Source organism: Pelobium manganitolerans, assembly GCF_003609575.1.
GTDB classification, from domain to species: Bacteria; Bacteroidota; Bacteroidia; order Sphingobacteriales; family Sphingobacteriaceae; genus Pseudopedobacter; species Pseudopedobacter manganitolerans.
The window spans coordinates 220,480-238,171 of sequence record NZ_MBTA01000023.1 but is presented as its reverse complement, the minus strand read 5'-3'; the positions used below and the strand labels follow the sequence as shown (position 1 = coordinate 238,171).

Genomic DNA, 17,692 nt, shown 5'->3' with positions numbered 1-17,692 from the left:
AATAGTTCCGTTTTAATTAAAACATAAGAGGTCTCAAAAAAATTGATGCTCTTTAACTCATATAATGAATGTTCCCCGCCAATCTATCCAAACAAAACAGGCTGTCTCATATAAACAAAACAACCTGTTTTTGTTGACAACGACCAATACTATTTAAGGAAAAAGCGATTATACCAAGCTTTACTAAAAGAATTGCATATTAATGCTTCCCTTTTATGTTGCTCTTTTGGCCACCATGCTCCTTAGCTTTATTGTTACCCCCATTTTTTGGGAAATACGCTTTTTTAGCTTGCCCCGGTGGCATTCCGTGTGGATGACCTTTCACTACGTAATAACGCGGGTCATTACTGTATCTAATGATCTTTTGACCTCTTACTTTTTTGTATTTTGCGTATCTAATACGATCACGGTCAAAATTACGATAAGCGTTATTTACATTAATTACCACTTTATAACCTCTGTCTAGATCATATCCACTGTATCGGGACGGTAATGAATAGGAAAAATTCCATCGGCCACCATCCATATATATGAATTGCCTTTTAGGCACATAATAGTAGCTCTCTATGGCAGGTAGATAATAGTACTCAACGTAATCATAACCTACCGGAGCCCACAAAGGTTGAGACCCAATATTTACGTTTACATTAACTTGTGCATAGGACTGGGTTGATAGCAGTCCGACTGCAACAAGTAGGGTTAAAAACAACTTTTTCATGATTGTTTTTATTTAATCTATTAAATAGAAAGTAGTTAATTATTGCGTTAAAGTCATTGTACCTAAATCGGTATTCTGTCCTAAAACTACGCTTACATTCGTTACCGTACTATCTCTGTAGCCTGTTACTGGTACATATTTAACAGAATAGGTACCAGCGGCAAGACCTCCAACAGTATATTTTCCTGTAATTGCATCTGCTACTGTACCAACGGTATCTTGTCCATTAATAACCAATACTTCCGGATGTGCATCCACTGGCATTATCGTTCCAGATATCAAACCGGAGTTTGCAACAGTAATTCCTCTTACCACAGGTTTAAGCAAATATTTGCCGTTACCAGTTTTTACAATAGATTTGGCAGCATCAAAATCTAATAATAAAGAATAGGATACATCTGGAATTAGGCTAGGATTTTCAGTAAGTTTTACTTTCCAGCCGGATGATTGGCCACTTGGCGTAGTAAGCGGTTGCGAAACACCATCTACAACAATTGTATTTTCATCATTTAGTACCAATCTAATCTCGGTAATATCGCCACTTGGAATCTCCCCAGAAGCAACTAAAATATCTGGCTTGCTGGTCCCAATTCTAAAATCAAGAATATTAAAAATATCTGGTTGGGCGGTAAATGTATAAGGCTTGCCGTCAGAGAAAAGGATAATTTCTTTAACACTCAGATTAATTTGGTCAAACGCACCAGGTGCATCAGTCATTCTTATTTGCACTTTAGTTGTTCCAGCAACACTGCTGTCTTTTTTACAACTACTTAAAATGGCTAGCCCCATCAAGGATAAGGCAAAACCTGCATACATAATTTTCTTTTTCATAACTATAGAATTAAATGATTTAATATTTTTATAATCCAAAGTTGTTTAGCCAAGATGAAATGAAAATGAAATTTCAAATTTATTTTACACTAAAATTTCATGTTAATTTCATCTTACATGACGACATTTGTTCGTTATCTTTAAACGATGAACCCCATGTCCATTAAGAAAACTTTACTTAGTTTAATTTTGATTTCTTTGTTTCCAATTGCGGGGTGGGCAAATACGGTGTCTATTGAAGCCATGAACCTTCCAGATACTATTAGCGTCCAAAAACAAGATAAAAAGAAAGAAACAAACAAAGGGAAGACCCAGAAAAAACAACAACCAAATAATCCTACTGTAAAAAAAGTACCTAAAGCCCGTAAACAGCCAAGGCCACAGGTAATTGTAAAACCTAAAATTAAGCCTATAAAAGTTATTAAGCCAAAAATTAAAAAACCATAAAGTATTACATGAAAGTTAGAGCTGTACTGGTTTTATTATTGACTGTTGTTATAAAGGTTCAAGCGCAACAAGATTCTTTAAAAAAAACAACTTTTACTTTGGCAACTATGTATAGCAATAACATAAGTTACTACGGGCAGTCTACCAATGAAAAAATGCCTTACATATTGGCTAATTTGACCGTTAGGTTTCCAGTGGGTATTTATTTGTCTGCCGGTTCGTACAAATTATTCAATTATGGGTCCGGGTTATCAGAAGCAGATCTTGGTATAGGATATGATTACGATTTCAACGATCGTTTTAATATGGGAGTTGCTTATACACGCTCTTTTTTTCCTGCAAACTCTCCATTACTGCAGGCGGCAAACCAAAACAATGTAAATTTAACCACAACTTATGACTGGAGCTGGTTAAAGACCAGCTTTAGTGCTGATTACGCTTTTGGTACACAAAACGATGTTTTTATAAGTCTCAATAATTCTAAAGAAATTAGCTTAGGTAATCTTTTCAATGAGAAAAACATGATTTTTATTGAACCAGCGGTGGAGCTTATCGGCGGAACACAACGTTTTTATGAAACCTATGTAATAGAAAAAGGAAAACGAGACCAAGCCAACGGGAAAGGCAAAGGTTTGGAGTTGCCACGAAACTCGGACCAAACCGTTACAACAACTTATAACAGGTTCAACCTTTTGTCTTATAACTTTAAATTACCGCTTAGCTTAAGCCGGTCAAGCTATATTGCCGAAATTAGCTATCAATTATCTGTTTTAGGCCCTAAGGCACAAGCCGAGTTAAAACATCAACAATCTCTTTTCGGGTTTGCTTTTTATTATCAGTTTTAATTGTTGAGAATATGAAAGTTTTAATTGTTGAAGATGAAAAAACACTGGCATTTGAGATGGAAGCTTTCTTAAAAAAGAGCTTTTACGTTTGCGATATTGCCCACAGTGTAAAATCTGCAAATGAAAATTTGGAACTAAACCAATATGATTTTATCCTGATAGATTTAAGTTTGCCTGATGGAGACGGGTTGGAAATTCTTAAAAATGCTAAAATGAGTCATCCAAATGCTTCTTATATCATCATAACGGCAAGAAGCAATTTAAAAGACCGTGTTACCGGCCTTGATTTGGGTGCTGATGATTATTTACCAAAACCATTTTATTTGTTAGAGCTACAATCAAGGATGCAAGCAATCTCTCGAAGGAAATTTGGTATTACCGAAGAACTGCTTTCTATTGGCCAATTTAAGGTAGATCTGCCAAAAAGATTCGTTCTTTTTGAAGAACAAGTTATAGAACTTTCTCGAAAAGAATTCGACCTATTAAGCTATCTTCTTTTACATAAAGGTCGGGTGTTAACTCGGGTGCAACTTAGCGAACATATCTGGGGAACTTTTGTAAACGACGATTTCGATTCTAACTATATTGATGCCCATATTAAAAATATCAGAAAAAAATTAAATGCTTGGGCAGAAACAGAATGGTTGGAAACTGTACGTGGTGTAGGTTACCGAGTTAAAAAATCATGAAATTATCTACCAAACTTACCCTGTTTATTACCAGTTCAAAGCTGGTAGTTGTTTTATTGTTTCTGCTTGCGCTACCGTTTTTGATCAAGCAGATTGAATCAAGATATACCACTTACACTTTAAAACAGCAGAAAAAAAAGGTACTTAGCATTATCCAAAAAAACGGGTTGGATTATTATTTTCAAGGAGATGACACTTACGGAAGTTATACCATGCTTAAAGAAGAATTTGTTGCGCTTTTACCCGTGGCAGATAAATTTAAGATGGATACCATTGCAGATTCCAAACGGTTGATAGAAAATGACACGCTGGATTATAAGGTGTTAAGCTACACCTTTAAACAGGGAAATAAAAATTATTTACTTGAAATTGGAAAAACGACCGAACGTAGTGACCAGTATAACAAACCGTTACAGCGTTTTGCACTGTATATACTTTTAGCGTTAATTGTAATAACTATATTAATAGACCTCACCTTTATCCGGATAATTATACGTCCGCTTTCAAGAATTATAAAAACGAAGCTACTCAACAGTAAATTCCCTTTTAAAAGTGAACAAAAACGCATCATCACCAGCACAACGGACTTCAAATATTTGGATGAATCGCTAATTAATTTGATGAACCAAATTAATGATGCCTTTTATAAAGAAAGAGAGTTTACATCTAACGCATCTCACGAGCTGATGACCCCAATCAGTGTTCTTCAAAGCAAAATGGAGAATTTGCTTGCCGAAGAAAATTTAGATGAAAAATCATCAATTGCTATTGTGGAAATGATGAAGACAGTGAGTAGGCTAAAAAACATTACCAGCTCATTATTGTTGATATCTAGAATTGAAAATGACCAATATATTAAAAAAGAGAATGTTAATTTATTTATGCTGTTAAGCGAGATTACCGATGAAATTGGCCATCGCTTAGAAGAAAAACATTTGCAAATACACCTTAACGTTTCGCAAGAGTCCATACTAAAAAATGTAAACAGAGATCTGATATTTCAGTTATTTTTCAACCTCATCCATAATGCTATAAAATTTAACCGCGAACGAGGCAGCATAACTATTGAAGATGGGAAGTCGAATAGCGGAGCGTACGAAATACGCATTAGTGATACCGGTATTGGCATTCCGCCAGCAGACTTGTCGTTGATTTTTGATCGTTTCAAGAAAACAAACCTTAATGAAGACGTGGGCTTTGGTTTGGGGCTCGCTATTGTCAAAAGTATTGCGGTGTACCATAACTTAAAAATCGAAGTCTATTCCGAAATAAATAAAGGGAGTACTTTCAAGATTAGTTGAGAGATACCGATATGGCAACGCATTTCTAGAATTAAACTTCATATGCTTTATCAGAGCATTTGAAATAAGCTCGGAAATTTTTAATAAATCTTTCCTTAGTCTAAAAGGCATCCAGAAGTTATATTAAATTAACTGGAAATTATGAGCCGATTAAAAACTTAATCGGCTCACTTTTTTATTACATGTTGAGCCAATAATAAAAAGAATCGGCTCAACATGTACAACTGGCAATTTAAAAACTGGCCTAACTTTACTTACTCTGTAGAGAGACTTCAAGAAATCGCCGTCGCTTTTGCGCAGGAATTTGGTGTTGTAAACGGTTTGCTGACTGGTTTAAACGACGAGCTAAAGCAGGAAACCTTATTGGAAATGCTGATTGAAGAAGCTATCAAAACCTCTGAAATAGAAGGCGAGTACATGAGTCGGGAAGATGTAATGTCTTCCCTTAAAAACAATCTGAGCCTTCATCAAAATCCGGAAGTCAAAGACAAAAGAGCTTCGGGCGTAGCTAAGCTGATGGTTGAGATAAATCAAAAAACAGCTGTTCCTTTAACGGCAGATTTGTTATGCCACTGGCACCACCTTTTGTTGGAGCATAACCAAAAAGTAATCCCGGCTTTGGCGACAGGGAGAAGCACCCATGCAGATAATCTCTGGCGCCTGCGGTAGAGAAGTGGTGCATTATGAATCACCTCCTTCGGCAGTTGTTGCTATTGAAATGGAAAAGTTTTTAAAATCGGGCTTTCTAAAGATTGGCACCAATCCGACCTATTTTCTGTAGTTGGACATAAGCCTTCAGGCTTCTCCAGTTGTCCAGGTAATTGTTTCAGGTTAATTTCTCTAATCAGCGTCTTTTCTTTTATCTCAATCCTTAATAATTTATAAGGTTTTGCTATGTTGATGGATGAATGCTTTTAGATACTAACTGAGAATTCTGCGAAATGCCAAATCGGTTTATGAATTTTGTGATTAGAGAAATCGAAAAAAATATAAACAAATTTGTTTATATTTGAATATGCAAATCTCAATAGATAAATATAAAGGTATACACCCAGGAGTGATTCTGGAGAGAGAGCTTAAAAAAAGAAAGCTTAAAAAAGCGCCTTTTGCAATCTCTTTAAAAGAATATCCACAGACCTTAAATGAAATCACGAAAGGAAGACGCGGTATTACGCCAGCTTTATCTTTAAAAATAGATAAAGCACTGGAACTCGAAGAAGGAACCATGCTTGTTTTGCAGGCTTATTATGAGATAGAGAAAGAAAAATCAAAGCTAGAAAACGAAGCTGGACCAGACCTCTCCCTGCTTAGAAGTGCTCTTTTTTGGGATACTGACATCGAGAAAATAAATTGGAACAGGCAATCTAAAGCTGTTATAAAAAGAGTGTTTGAAAGAGGGAATGAAGGAGAAAAAAAAGAAATGATTAGATTCTATGGAGCGCAAAAAGTGACCGAAGCGATCGGGGCAAATTATCCTGAAACCTCTTTGAAAGTCCTTGACCACGTTAAGACTAATTAAATGCTTTATTGGAACACCGTTGAGACACTTTTGAAGGAAGCATTATTAATGCTGATGAATACGGAAGAGCTAAAGGAATTTAGGCTGGTTGGGGGTACTGCAATGAGTTTACATCTTGGTCACCGTATGTCTATTGACATTGATCTTTTTACGGACGCTGCTTATGGGTCTATTAACTTTGAAGATATTGACAAAATGCTTCGAAAAAGTTTCGCTCATGTAGGCGGAGATTTTGGGGGAAATCCTGGACTTGGTAGGTCATATCTTGTCGGGAAATCTTCTGAAGAAGTTGTCAAGTTGGATCTGTACTATTCGATGGATCCTTTTTTTCAGAATGCTGTTGACGAAGAAGGAATCAGAATGGCAAGTTTGGAAGAGATTATAGCCATGAAAGTGGATATTATCCAGAGAGGCGGAAGAAAGAAAGATTTTTGGGATTTACATGAAGTATTACCTCGCTATGATATCAATCAAATGCTTGCTCTTCACCAGCAAAGATTTGAATGGACTCATGATGAAAAGATGATAAGAGAAAATTTCACAAATTTCAGTGAGGCAGAGGCTGATTTGACTCCAATCTGTTTACGAGGAAAAGAGTGGGTTTTTATAAAAGAAGATTTTGAAGACGCTATAGCAAATTCTAACAATGATTAGTAGTTGTATTATAGAAATAGAATAATTAAATTTGAACCAACAGCTACTAAACTTCATGTGAGTAAAACAGTGAGTAGCTATCGTAACGCTCATTCAATTTATTGATATATAAATATTTGCGGAAGGATTTAACCGTCCTGCCATCCCGACTAGATACCAGTCAGAATGAATCAGAAACCCGCAAATCTCAGGATTTAGCGGGTTTTTTGTTTTTTATCGTACCAATCAAACCCAAAGTATATTACTCAAATTTGCCTACATTCATCTGTGCGAAATCATAACTATCAAAATTCTGTTTTGGTAACCGGAGACGCAAAAAGTGGCGGATACACCTCAGGCTAAAACTATCTATTTTTTACCGCTGTCGCATTAACTGACTCCAGTACGTATCAGTCTAAAAAAAGAAAAAATATGGCACCAAAATTTTTATTTACTCTAATCATCACTCTCCTAATCATGGCTTGTAGCAATAAAGAATCCAATAAAGCAAATGATGAGAAAGTACTTGCCAGCTTGTATGCAGCTATTAAATCAATGTCTGAAAGTGTAATTTGCAGCGACGGTTCTGAGTGGAGAGCCACTGCCTTGGGTGCAAAGGCCTGTGGCGGACCTACAGAATATGTGCTTTACTCGGTAAATATAGATACGGTTGCATTTCTAAATAAAGTGCAGTTATATACGAAAAAGCAACGAGATTATAATGCTAAATACGGCGCCATATCCGACTGTATGTTCGTAAGTCCCCCGCAATCTATCGTGTGTAAAAACGGCAAAGCTACTGCTGTAAATTCTTACGACACACCCTAACCGGCTTAAACTTAAATTGAGAAAACGTCAAAAATCGGCTATGATCAATTTTTTCATGCCCATCATTTTTTTGAAGGCTCCGGGCTTTTTCAGCGTGTCGTCCCAGTTTTCGGGACATATCTGCCAGCTTAAGCCAAACTTATCCTTTAACCAGCCACACACACTTTCCTCGCCTCCATTTGCAGTGAGCGCATCCCAGTAAAAGTCAATTTCTTCTTGGTTTTTGCAAGGAATCATCATTGAAATGGCTTCGGTAAACTTAAACTCCGGACCTGCATTAATGCCGATGAAGCGCATACCCAAAATCTCAAACTCAACGGTGAGCACCTTTCCGGCTAAATCTTTTTGAAAATCAGCCAAACCCTCCGCTTCCGAATTGGGATAATAAGTGGTTTGCAGTATTTTGCCGTCTTTAAATATCGATAGATAATAGTCGGCGGCTTCTTTGGCGTTACCGTCAAACCAAAGGTTAGGGATTATTTTTTGAGATTTATCCATTATACTGAATTTTTGATTGGCAAAAGTACGACAAAGCTAAAATGGCCAAGAAAGCGAGTGGCATCAGCATATAAGCTATGTTTTGGTCAACACAAGCATGGCTAATGAAAGCAAATATGAGGTTAAACGACAGCCCGGCATAGGCCCACTCTCTTATTTTTGCCGGTGTGTGACGATATAAAATTGCCAGAACGCCCAACACTTTTGCAATAACGAGGGCTTTGGCAAAATAATCAGGATAAAAAAGCGCTTTTGTGCCTACGGTAAGGTATTCTGGCGCAAAAATCCAAGTGGCAATTGGCATTAGCCCTTCCCAAAGGGCGATGATTATGGTGGCAATCCAGAAAATGACTTTGTTTTTTTTCATGACATTCTAGTTGGTTAGGAGGCAGTTGGTTAGTTTGTTGGAGACTGCTTTTTTACGGTTTTAAAGTTAAGATATGAGCAATTAAAGTCAACTTGACTTATGACAAGAAATTGCGCTGTTGGTTTTCGGATGATTTAGTTTGGCACGTAAATCCGACTTTTTTATTTTTATATTTAAGCGCAATTATGAGCACCTCCGTTTTTCATCAGGTTTATAAACATCCGCTTTTTACCGAAGCTGATATGCAACAAATTATCGAATTACACCAACCAGTTAAAATCGCTAAAAACGAGCTTTTGCTGTGCGAAGGCAAAACAGCCAATGCTTACTATTTAGTTGAGCAGGGTTTAATCCGTTTTTACGTGAATGATTTTAATGGCAATGAAATAACTACGCAATTCACTTGTGAAAACGAAATTGCAAATGAGGTTTCCTCTTTGTTCCAGCGCTTACCGTCTGTACAAAACATTCAGGCTGTTACAGATGCCCTGGTATGGAAAATTGATTTTGAAAATTTTCAGTACTTATACCACAGCTTAGAATCTGTGCGCGAATGGGGACGAGAGTGGATGTCGGCCAAGCTTTTTGAAATTCAACAACGCTCCGTTGAGATGATTACGCAATCGGCTTCTACGCGTTACCTGCATTTGATGCAACATCGCCCGCAAATCATCCGCCAAGCGCCTTTAAAATATATTGCTTCTTATTTAGGCATTGCAGATACTTCTTTAAGTCGCATCCGTAAAGATCTGGTATCTGCTTAAATAAACGCTAACTTATCTTTATTTCTTACTCCTTATTCCTTACCCCTATTCATCAGGCACAGCTTTTGATTTATTTGGAAAACCTCGATATAATAAATCATGAAAAGCATTAAAAAAGTACAGGACGAAAAAATGCGCGAGCGCGAAGAAGAAGCTGCCAGCGTAACCGCAAAACCTAATAAAAGCGCACTTACCAAACGACATGAAAAACCGAGCGGCGCGCAAGAAAAAGAAAAAGTGAACAGCAAAGATTAATTTAGGGAGCGGTTAGTTAAATGAGTTCATTGAGTTCATTAGGAACAAGTTCATTGAGTTAGAGTTGTTTAGTACATAGGAGTTCATCGGTATAAGAGGCATACGACATTTTTACTCCTTATTCTTTACTCCTTGTACTGTTTTGGTTCATTGAGCCAATAGTTCACTGAGTTGTTAGTACATGGGTCATAATGAGTTCATCAGGCTCACCGAGTTCATCGGCACAAGAGATCTACGATATCTTTACTCCTTATTCTTTACTCCTTGTTCAAGACAAACAAATCCAACTAAAGAACTAAAGATACTCCTGATCTCTTTTTTTACCCGCTAAAATGATGGCTAAGCCCACAATAGGTGTCATCAGCGCCGAAAACACGAACGACCATAAAAAGCCGACCCGCCTTTTACGTCCCCAAATCCAGGCTATAGCGAAACAAATTACTAGATAAATAACGGCTAACACCAGCACGGTATTGCTAATGGCATCTACATTTGGGTCTCTGAAATCCATGGTAAAATGTATTTAAATTCAACAATTTGTTGATATACTTTTACAAAGAATAAGCCAAAGGAGATTAAAGCTTTAGATGTTAGTTTCCGTTGCTGAAAATATTTTCTTGCAAAGTGCTGGCCTGCAAACGCGCATCAAAAACAGCGCAAATATTCCTTAAAAAGCGTTCACCGGTTTTAGTCACGTTTATGGCGCGTTCGTTAATGCAAATTAATCCGTCCTCGGCCAAAGCCGGCAACAAATCCAAACTATTTCTAAAACTGTCGTTTAATAAATCGGAATGGCTCCAAGCGGTTTTGCTTTTACACATCAGGCTTAAAATATGCTTGCGCATTAACAAATCTTCTTCCGTTAATATGTGCCCTTTTACTACCGGGATTTCATTCTCCGCAATCAACTTTAAATAATCTTCTACCTTTTTTACGTTTTGTGCAAACGCCGTCCATGTATCGCTGATGGACGAAACGCCCAAGCCAATCATCAGCTGCGTGTATTGATGGGTATAGCCCATAAAGTTGCGGTGCAGTTTGCCCATTTCTTGTGCTTGGTACAAGCTGTCGGTGCTAAGCGCAAAGTGATCCATACCAATTTCGCGATAGCCTGCTTCAATCAGCATTTTACGTCCAAGCTCATACAAAGCTTGGCGTTCTTGAGTGTTTGGCAAATCGGCTTCAGTAAATTTACGCTGACCGGGTTTTACCCAAGGTACATGCGCGTAGCCGTAAAAAGCAATACGATCTGGGCTTAACTTTATCACCGAGTTGATGGTTTTCTCTAAGCCGCTTAAAGTTTGCAGTGGCAAGCCGTAAATCAGATCGTAATTGATGGAGTTGTAGCCAATGTCTTTAGCGTTGCTGTGCACATGATTTACCTGCTCAACAGTTTGATATCGGTTAATAATGGCTTGCACTTTAGGGTCAAAATCCTGAATGCCTAAGCTTAACCTTTTGAAGCCTAGCTTGTACAATACGTTTAAATGCTCTACCGTGGTGTTTGCCGGGTGAGCCTCAAAAGAAAACTCGGCGTCGGGATGCAAAGTGCAAGCGCTTAAAATGGATTCGATGAGGTTTTGAAGGTGTTCTGGACTAAAAAAGGTAGGCGTGCCACCACCTAGGTGCAATTCTTTAATAACGGGTTTGGTATCAAAAAGCGCTTTGTAAAGCTCCCACTCCTTTGCTACCGCCTTAATATAAGGTTTTTCTACCGCGTGGTTTTTAGTGATACGCGTATTGCAACCGCAATAGGTACATAAACTTTCGCAATAGGGTAAATGGATGTACAAGCTTATACCACTTATTGCATTACTTTGGTTAAAGCTTTCTTTTACGTGCTGGAGCCAGGTTTCTTTGTTAAAAGTATCCGCATCCCAATACGGAACGGTTGGGTAACTGGTATAACGAGGCACAGCGCCAGCGTATTTTTCAATTAAAGATTGGATTTGCATAGCTCAAAGTTTTTAGCTTGCGATGTTTAGTACATAATATCGACGCCGATGGGCTTTATTGGCTTCTCCCGGTTTTTCTTACTATCCTCACACTCCACGGTGCAGGCGCAAGATTCGCCAGTGCACTCCCCTAGTTGCCAATGGTCCAGGTTTTTGATGGTCTGCGCGGCAATATCCCGTAAAGCTTCCGTAGTTAAAAAAGCTTGGTGAGGGGTTACAATAACGTTCGGCATGTTCATCAAACTCTGCAAAAGCTGGTCTTTGTGCTCATCGTTATGATGATCTTCAAAAAACAGACGTTTTTCATTTTCGTAAACATCTGCACCAAAAGAACCAATACGGCCGTTTCGGATGGCGTGCAACAAATCGACAGTATTAATTAAAGCGCCACGGCCGGTATTAATAAGCATTACATCTTTACGCATTTTACTAATGCTTTCTGTATTAATGATGTGCTTGGTTTGTGCAGTTAAAGGGGTATGCAAAGAAATGATGTTTGACTGGCGATAAAGCTCGTCTAAATTTACCTGTTTTACATATTCCGGAAAATCTTGGCAGTAAGGATCGTACACCAAAACGGTGCAACCAAAACCATGAAGAATGCGAGCCAAATATTGTGCTATCGCCCCAAAACCGATTAATCCTACCACTTTGCCATACATGGTAAAGCCCTGCAAACCATCTAAACTAAAATTAAACTCTTTAGCATTTTGTATCGCCAAGAAAATTTTTCGGTTTAAGGCCATCATTAAGGCTACGGCATGCTCTGCAATACTTTGTGGCGAGTAAGAAGGGACATTGGCAATTTTAATTCCCGCTTGCGTAGCATAATCGCAATCGATATGATCAAGCCCTACAGAACGTGTGGCGATATATTTTACGCCAAATTTTTTCAGTTTTTCTATTACCGGGGCGCTAACATCGTCATTGGTAAAAACCACCACGGCATCTTTTCCTTGGGCAAAGCTTACGGTATCAATACCTAGCGGGTTTGATATCAGCGTGATATCATGCTTCTTCTCATTGGCTTTCGCCAGATACTCCTTCTCAAAAGGCTTAATACTATAAACAACTGCTTTCATACCAGATTCTTTCTTTACTCACAGCTATTTTTAGCTTATGAATAAACAAATTTAGGCCAAAGCTTAGGGCTTTGTAATGAGAGCAGTCAGCAGCAGAAATGATTAAAATCAGTTTTTCATTTTCCGCAATTTCTCTACGGAAAGCAGGCTAATTTCGGCGCCTTTTTTATCCAATAAATGTTCTTCTTTAAAATCGCTAAGGGTACGGCTAACCGTTTCTGTAGCCATGCCGGCCATCGCCGCTAAATCGTTCCGCGATATTTTAAAGGTTTCGCTACCGTTAATCTCACTTACGCGCAACAAGGTTTCTGCCAATCGTTTACGTACCGAGTGGTAAGCCATTTGTATCAGCTGTTCTTCTTTTTCGTGTACGGTCTCGGAAAGCAAATGGATAAATTGCATCGCCAAATTGGCGTTGCGCTGTAAAATATCGTCGAGCTGTTCTTTATATAAAAGACATACCGTACTTTCTTCCACGGCTTCGGCGTTCTCGGTGTGCGTGCGGCTAACCAAAGCATCGTAAATCCCAAAATATTGGTCGGCAGAGTGGATAGCTGTTACCAGCTCGCGCCCGTCTTCGGTAATTTTACTGATTTTCACTTTACCTGTTAAAACCAAGTAAATGCCTTGCGAGGTGTCGCCATCAAAATATAAAAGCTGTCCTTTTTTTAAACTGCGTACTTTTTTAGAAGCCAGCAATCTTTTTAAACCTTCAAAATCGTTCACACTTTCCGAAAAATCTTCCAGTTTGCGCAAACCTTGGCTATAAAAATCTTGATGTTTTTGCTGTTTGGCCAAACGCCCTTCTATCGCGTTAAGCAGTTCCATATCATCAAAAGGCTTGGTTAGGTAGTCGTCTGCTCCCATTTCCATTCCTTTACGCATATCAATACGCTCGGTTTTTGCGGTTAAAAATATAAAAGGGATAACCGCTGTTTCAGGCTGTTTGCTCAACAAATACAAAACGCCATAACCATCGAGCTCGGGCATCATAATATCACAAATAATTAATGCCGGCAATTGCTTTTGAGCCAGCTCGACACCTAGTTTTCCGTTTTCTGCGGTGATGGTATGGTAACCTGCCAACTCCAGAATTTCCGCTGTGCTTTCGCGGATATCGGTATTGTCTTCAATAATTAATATGGTCTGCTTCATTTTGTTGTATGGACGATTTTAGGCCAAAAATAAATTATACGTTATAAGGTGTTTAAATATCGAAAATTAATGTGAAGGTTGTGCCTTTATTTTCTTCGCTCTTGAACTCAATCCGGCCAAACATCAATTTAATGTAGCGGTCCACAATGTTAAGCCCCAAGCCTGTACCGGGAATACTACCGGTGTTATGCGCTCTAAAAAACGCTTCAAATAAATGCTTCTGTTCCGATACGGGAATGCCGATGCCGTTATCTTTTATGGTGATGTAATAATTGGTATCGGTAATTTCTGTATTAAACTCGATAAAAGTGTTTTCGCCAGAGTACTTAATGGCGTTTGCAATTAAATTGATGATGCAGTTCTTAAGTAAGTTAATATCCGTTTTCACCATCCTTTTGGTGCCGGTGTGCTGGTAAATAATACTTTGGTTTTGTTTGGCTACCATCTGCAATTCTTCTGTAATTTCTTCAGAAAATTTCACCAAATCTACTTCCTCTGGCAAAGGCGTAACTACACCGGTCTCTAAACGCTCTAGCGATAAAAAATCGTTTAAAATAGTGGCCAAATTACCCACCGCATTCTTTATTTTATTAATGTGTTTTTGGATATTTTGGTTCTGATACTCTTGCGTGTATTTATCTATTAAGGATGCGGAAAGTTGTATGGAGCTTAAAGGCGTGCGGAACTCGTGCGATGCCATAGAAACAAAGCGACTTTTCAACTGGTTTAGCTCGCGTTCTTTTTCTAAAGAGATACTCACCTCTTCTTTAGCATCTTGAATTTGCTTCACCATAGATTGTAGCTCAACCGTACGGTCCTCTACCAGTACCTCTAGCTTATTGGTATAAAGCAACAGTTGTTCTTCGGCATTTTTTTGCCTCGTTAAATCGTGTATAATGCCCGAGTAAACTTTGCGCCCCGCGTATTGCACCTCGCTTACGGCCAACCTAAATGGAAATACTTCGCCATTTTTTTTTAAGCCTTTAACCTCGCGCCCAATGCCTATAATATGTGGGACTTTAGTTTTTTGGTAACGTTCTAAATATCCGTCGTGGCGGGATGCGTCCGGCTCGGGCATCAGCATGGAAATATTTTTGCCCAGCACTTCGCTTGCCTCGTAACCAAATAATCTGCAGCCAGATGGATTGATGGATTCTACCAAACCGCGATCGTCAATGGTGATGATACCGTCGATAGCATTTTCTATAATGGCGTTTAGCAAAGCTTGTTTTTCCATGGGGGCTAAAAATAAGAGATTTTGACGGTTTACCCTATTTTATTGCAGCCGATTAGTTGACCTAACTTAATTTTGAAAATGATTTTCGTCATATTTTGAAAAGCTGGTTTTTGCGTATTTCGTAAATTAAAAAAGCTAGCATGAGTCATACTTTTCATATTCCTGTTTTAGGTTTAGGATACACCGTTGATACGCCGATAAAAGTTGCGCCCTATGGCATTTCTTCTGTGGCTTCAATTGTGGATGATATCGCCATTGAACGGATTAGGGCGAATTATTGTAAAAAAACAGGAAGAGTTTATGAAGAAATAAGCGACAAAGCCGAGGATTCCCGAGCCAGACGTATTACAGCCTATTTAAATCTGATGCAAGATTTGGTGGATGAAGAATTTGAGCGCATCAAAAATTCGGATTTTGCAACAAACAGTAAGCTAAACATTTATTTTGAGCTTTTGCCTGCTGATAGCCCACTTCGCAAGCAATACGAAACGTTAGCAGCCACAACAGACTTACCTGAGAAAGAAAAGCTGACCGCAGCGCTTAAAAAGCAGTTGGTGAAAGGTAAAATTGATGTAAACATTATGGCGAAGGTAGACAAGATGAACGTTAATGAAAAAGGGGAACTGCGCGAAGAAATTTACAGTGATGCCTTGGCTTCTTTACGCGGTTTTGCCCAAAGTAAACTGCAATCTTCTGTGGTGCTTTCTGCCGGGATGAACCCGCGTTTGTACGCTTACCTTGATAACTTCGCCGACTTTTTGCCGGACAGTGAGGCAAAGTTGAAGAAGAAAATCATTTTAAAGGTGAGCGATTTCCGCTCGGCATTTATACAAGCAAAATTTTTAGCCAAACGCGGCATCTGGATTTCGGAGTTTAGGATAGAATCGGGTTTAAACTGTGGCGGTCACGCATTTGCTACCGAAGGATTTTTACTGGGCCCAATTTTAGAAGAGTTTAAGCAAAAGAAAAACGAAATGATTGCCGAACTTTTTGACCTTTACCAAAAAGCTTTAGTTGCCAAAGAAATAGAAATTGTGGCAGCGCCAAGCATGAAAATTTCTGTACAGGGCGGTATTGGTACGGCCAGCGAAAACGAGTTTTTAATGCAATATTACCAGCTTGACGCAACCGGCTGGGGCAGTCCGTTTTTGATGGTGCCAGAGGTAACCGCGGTAGATTTAGATACGTTGAATGATTTGGCAGAAGCCGAAGAAGAAGACTTTTACGTGAGCGGCGCATCGCCCTTGGGCATTCCTTTTAACAACTTTAAAAAAAGCGGTGCAGAAAAACAGCGCTTACAACGTATTGCAGACGGCCGGCCGGGCAGTCCCTGTACCAAAAAGTTTTTGGTATCAAACACCGAGTTTACTAGCGAACCAATCTGCACGGCATCGCGCAAGTATCAAAACCTAAAAATTAAGGAACTGCAAAAGCAAGGTTTAAACGAAGCGGAATATCAACAAAAATTTGATGCCATTACAGAGAAACTTTGTTTATGCGAGGGCTTAGTAAACTCGTACTACATTAAAGAAGACATCCTAAAACCAAAAGAAAACAAAGCCGTAGCTATATGCCCAGGCCCAAATTTGGCTTTCTTTAAAGGACCATACAAGTTAGAGCAAATGGTAAACCATATTTACGGCCGCATTAATTTGTTAGAGGGCGTAAAACGTCCGCATATGTTTATCAACGAGCTTAAGCTTTATGTAGAGTATTTACGCAAGGATATTGAAACCAATTTTAAAGAGATGAATGCTAAAAAAGAAAAAAGTATTAACAACTTTATTGCGCAGTTGCAAAACGGTATTGGCTATTATAAAAATCTAGCGTCGGACTTCTTAAATCTGAATGCGCCTTCAAAAAACGATTTTTTTGAGCATCTGCGCGAGTTTGAAGCCAAAATTGTAGAGATCAAAAACGGAATGCTGGCAACAGCTTAAAATAAATTGTGATTAATCGTTTATCCGGCAAGGGCTATTGTGGTCCTTGCCGTTTTTTTGTTCGACTTGCAATTATTCTCCCCAAGGTATCTTAACCACTTTAGCCGTTTCTATATAAAGCTTCACTTGGTTTACGCAGGCCTGTAAATTCTGAAGCACTTCATGGTCCCAAAACCGCATTACCGTAAAACCTTTGCTTTCTAAATTTTGGCGGTTTATAGCGTCGCGTTGCATGTTACGTTCAATTTTCGGAATCCAAAATGCGCGGTTGCTTTTTAGTTTCTCGCGGCGTTGCTCCCATTGGTAGCCATGCCAAAAACTGCCGTCAACAAATATGGCTAAGCGATATTTTTTGATAACCACATCGGGCGTGCCCGGCAAAGTTTTAACATGTTTACGGAAACGGATATTGGCAGCCCACAACGCGCGACGGAAAAGCAGCTCGGGTTTACTGTTTTTCGAGCGTATCCGGCTCATGTTCCGGCTCCGCTTGGGGCTGGTATAAAAACCCTCTGCTTCTTCAAAGCGCGGAACTTTGATGATTTCGTAAGGGTCTTTATAAGGTTTAGAAGCCATTATTGCCAAGTGTTTTCCAAAATAATTAAACAAAAGCCAAGCCGTTGTTCCA

21 protein-coding genes are annotated in these 17,692 nt (G+C 38.8%); 11 read left to right on the top strand and 10 right to left on the bottom strand.

Translation table 11 applies throughout. From position 1 onward, the window contains the following. Positions 1-199: 199 nt before the first annotated feature. Positions 200-718, bottom strand: coding sequence for a hypothetical protein (locus BCY91_RS09660; protein WP_120181741.1), 519 nt, complete (start codon positions 716-718; stop codon positions 200-202). Positions 719-757: 39 nt separating this feature from the next. Then, positions 758-1,549, bottom strand: coding sequence for a DUF4382 domain-containing protein (locus tag BCY91_RS09655; RefSeq protein WP_120181740.1), 792 nt, complete (start codon positions 1,547-1,549; stop codon positions 758-760). A gap of 156 nt (positions 1,550-1,705) precedes the next feature. On the opposite strand from BCY91_RS09655, the gene BCY91_RS09650 reads away from it, so the two are divergent. The 8 genes from BCY91_RS09650 (at position 1,706) to BCY91_RS09615 (ending at position 7,811) form a co-directional block, all read left to right on the top strand. Beyond that, positions 1,706-1,996, top strand: coding sequence for a hypothetical protein (locus tag BCY91_RS09650; protein ID WP_147387930.1), 291 nt, complete (start codon positions 1,706-1,708; stop codon positions 1,994-1,996). 8 nt (positions 1,997-2,004) lie between these two features. Next, on the top strand, positions 2,005-2,841 hold the full coding sequence (locus BCY91_RS09645) for a hypothetical protein (protein ID WP_120181738.1): 837 nt from the start codon (positions 2,005-2,007) through the stop codon (positions 2,839-2,841). An 11-nt stretch (positions 2,842-2,852) separates the two neighbouring features. Continuing rightward, positions 2,853-3,530, top strand: coding sequence for a response regulator transcription factor (locus BCY91_RS09640; protein WP_120181737.1), 678 nt, complete (start codon positions 2,853-2,855; stop codon positions 3,528-3,530). Continuing rightward, positions 3,527-4,831 (top strand): sensor histidine kinase, encoded by a 1,305-nt coding sequence (locus BCY91_RS09635; protein WP_120181736.1) that lies wholly within the window; start codon positions 3,527-3,529, stop codon positions 4,829-4,831. The genes BCY91_RS09640 and BCY91_RS09635 overlap by 4 nt, the downstream gene beginning before the upstream one ends. 216 nt (positions 4,832-5,047) lie before the next feature. Continuing rightward, positions 5,048-5,500, top strand: a complete 453-nt coding sequence (locus BCY91_RS09630; RefSeq protein WP_120181735.1) for a DUF4172 domain-containing protein — start codon at positions 5,048-5,050, stop codon at positions 5,498-5,500. A 346-nt stretch (positions 5,501-5,846) separates the two neighbouring features. Continuing rightward, positions 5,847-6,350 (top strand): helix-turn-helix transcriptional regulator, encoded by a 504-nt coding sequence (locus tag BCY91_RS09625; protein WP_120181734.1) that lies wholly within the window; start codon positions 5,847-5,849, stop codon positions 6,348-6,350. Beyond that, positions 6,351-7,004, top strand: coding sequence for a nucleotidyl transferase AbiEii/AbiGii toxin family protein (locus BCY91_RS09620; protein ID WP_120181733.1), 654 nt, complete (start codon positions 6,351-6,353; stop codon positions 7,002-7,004). 411 nt (positions 7,005-7,415) lie between these two features. Continuing rightward, on the top strand, positions 7,416-7,811 hold the full coding sequence (locus tag BCY91_RS09615) for a hypothetical protein (protein ID WP_147387929.1): 396 nt from the start codon (positions 7,416-7,418) through the stop codon (positions 7,809-7,811). Positions 7,812-7,838: 27 nt separating this feature from the next. On the opposite strand, the gene BCY91_RS09610 is transcribed toward BCY91_RS09615, so the two are convergent. Both BCY91_RS09610 and BCY91_RS09605 read right to left on the bottom strand, forming a co-directional pair. Then, positions 7,839-8,309 (bottom strand): VOC family protein, encoded by a 471-nt coding sequence (locus tag BCY91_RS09610; protein ID WP_120181731.1) that lies wholly within the window; start codon positions 8,307-8,309, stop codon positions 7,839-7,841. Further along, positions 8,302-8,676: a DoxX family protein gene (locus BCY91_RS09605; protein WP_120181730.1), complete on the bottom strand. Its 375-nt coding sequence runs from the start codon at positions 8,674-8,676 to the stop codon at positions 8,302-8,304. The genes BCY91_RS09610 and BCY91_RS09605 overlap by 8 nt, the downstream gene beginning before the upstream one ends. Positions 8,677-8,861: 185 nt before the next feature. Between BCY91_RS09605 and BCY91_RS09600 the strand changes: the two genes are divergently transcribed. Together BCY91_RS09600 and BCY91_RS17605 are read left to right on the top strand one after the other, a co-directional pair. Further along, positions 8,862-9,440 (top strand): Crp/Fnr family transcriptional regulator, encoded by a 579-nt coding sequence (locus BCY91_RS09600; RefSeq protein ID WP_120181866.1) that lies wholly within the window; start codon positions 8,862-8,864, stop codon positions 9,438-9,440. Positions 9,441-9,539: 99 nt separating this feature from the next. Beyond that, complete coding sequence (locus tag BCY91_RS17605; RefSeq protein ID WP_182995348.1) at positions 9,540-9,695, top strand: hypothetical protein; 156 nt, start codon at positions 9,540-9,542, stop codon at positions 9,693-9,695. Between the two features lie 295 nt (positions 9,696-9,990). On the opposite strand, the gene BCY91_RS09595 is transcribed toward BCY91_RS17605, so the two are convergent. The 5 genes from BCY91_RS09595 to BCY91_RS09575 all read right to left on the bottom strand — a co-directional run bounded on the left by BCY91_RS09595 (position 9,991) and on the right by BCY91_RS09575 (position 15,124). Next, positions 9,991-10,206 (bottom strand): hypothetical protein, encoded by a 216-nt coding sequence (locus tag BCY91_RS09595; protein ID WP_120181729.1) that lies wholly within the window; start codon positions 10,204-10,206, stop codon positions 9,991-9,993. Between the two features lie 79 nt (positions 10,207-10,285). Continuing rightward, complete coding sequence (gene hemN / locus BCY91_RS09590; protein ID WP_120181728.1) at positions 10,286-11,650, bottom strand: oxygen-independent coproporphyrinogen III oxidase; 1,365 nt, start codon at positions 11,648-11,650, stop codon at positions 10,286-10,288. 26 nt (positions 11,651-11,676) lie between these two features. Then, entirely contained in the window at positions 11,677-12,732 is a 1,056-nt protein-coding gene (locus BCY91_RS09585) for a 2-hydroxyacid dehydrogenase (protein ID WP_120181727.1), read from the bottom strand. A 108-nt stretch (positions 12,733-12,840) separates the two neighbouring features. Next, positions 12,841-13,887, bottom strand: coding sequence for a response regulator (locus BCY91_RS09580; protein WP_120181726.1), 1,047 nt, complete (start codon positions 13,885-13,887; stop codon positions 12,841-12,843). Between the two features lie 52 nt (positions 13,888-13,939). Further along, on the bottom strand, positions 13,940-15,124 hold the full coding sequence (locus BCY91_RS09575; protein WP_120181725.1) for a PAS domain-containing sensor histidine kinase: 1,185 nt from the start codon (positions 15,122-15,124) through the stop codon (positions 13,940-13,942). Positions 15,125-15,264: 140 nt separating this feature from the next. On the opposite strand from BCY91_RS09575, the gene BCY91_RS09570 reads away from it, so the two are divergent. Further along, the gene (locus BCY91_RS09570) at positions 15,265-17,064 is read left to right on the top strand and encodes a hypothetical protein (protein WP_120181724.1); all 1,800 of its coding nucleotides are present in this window, start codon (positions 15,265-15,267) and stop codon (positions 17,062-17,064) included. Between the two features lie 72 nt (positions 17,065-17,136). Here BCY91_RS09570 and BCY91_RS09565 read toward each other — a convergent pair whose 3' ends face one another. Beyond that, positions 17,137-17,640, bottom strand: coding sequence for a very short patch repair endonuclease (locus BCY91_RS09565; protein WP_120181723.1), 504 nt, complete (start codon positions 17,638-17,640; stop codon positions 17,137-17,139). Positions 17,641-17,692 lie beyond the last annotated feature (52 nt).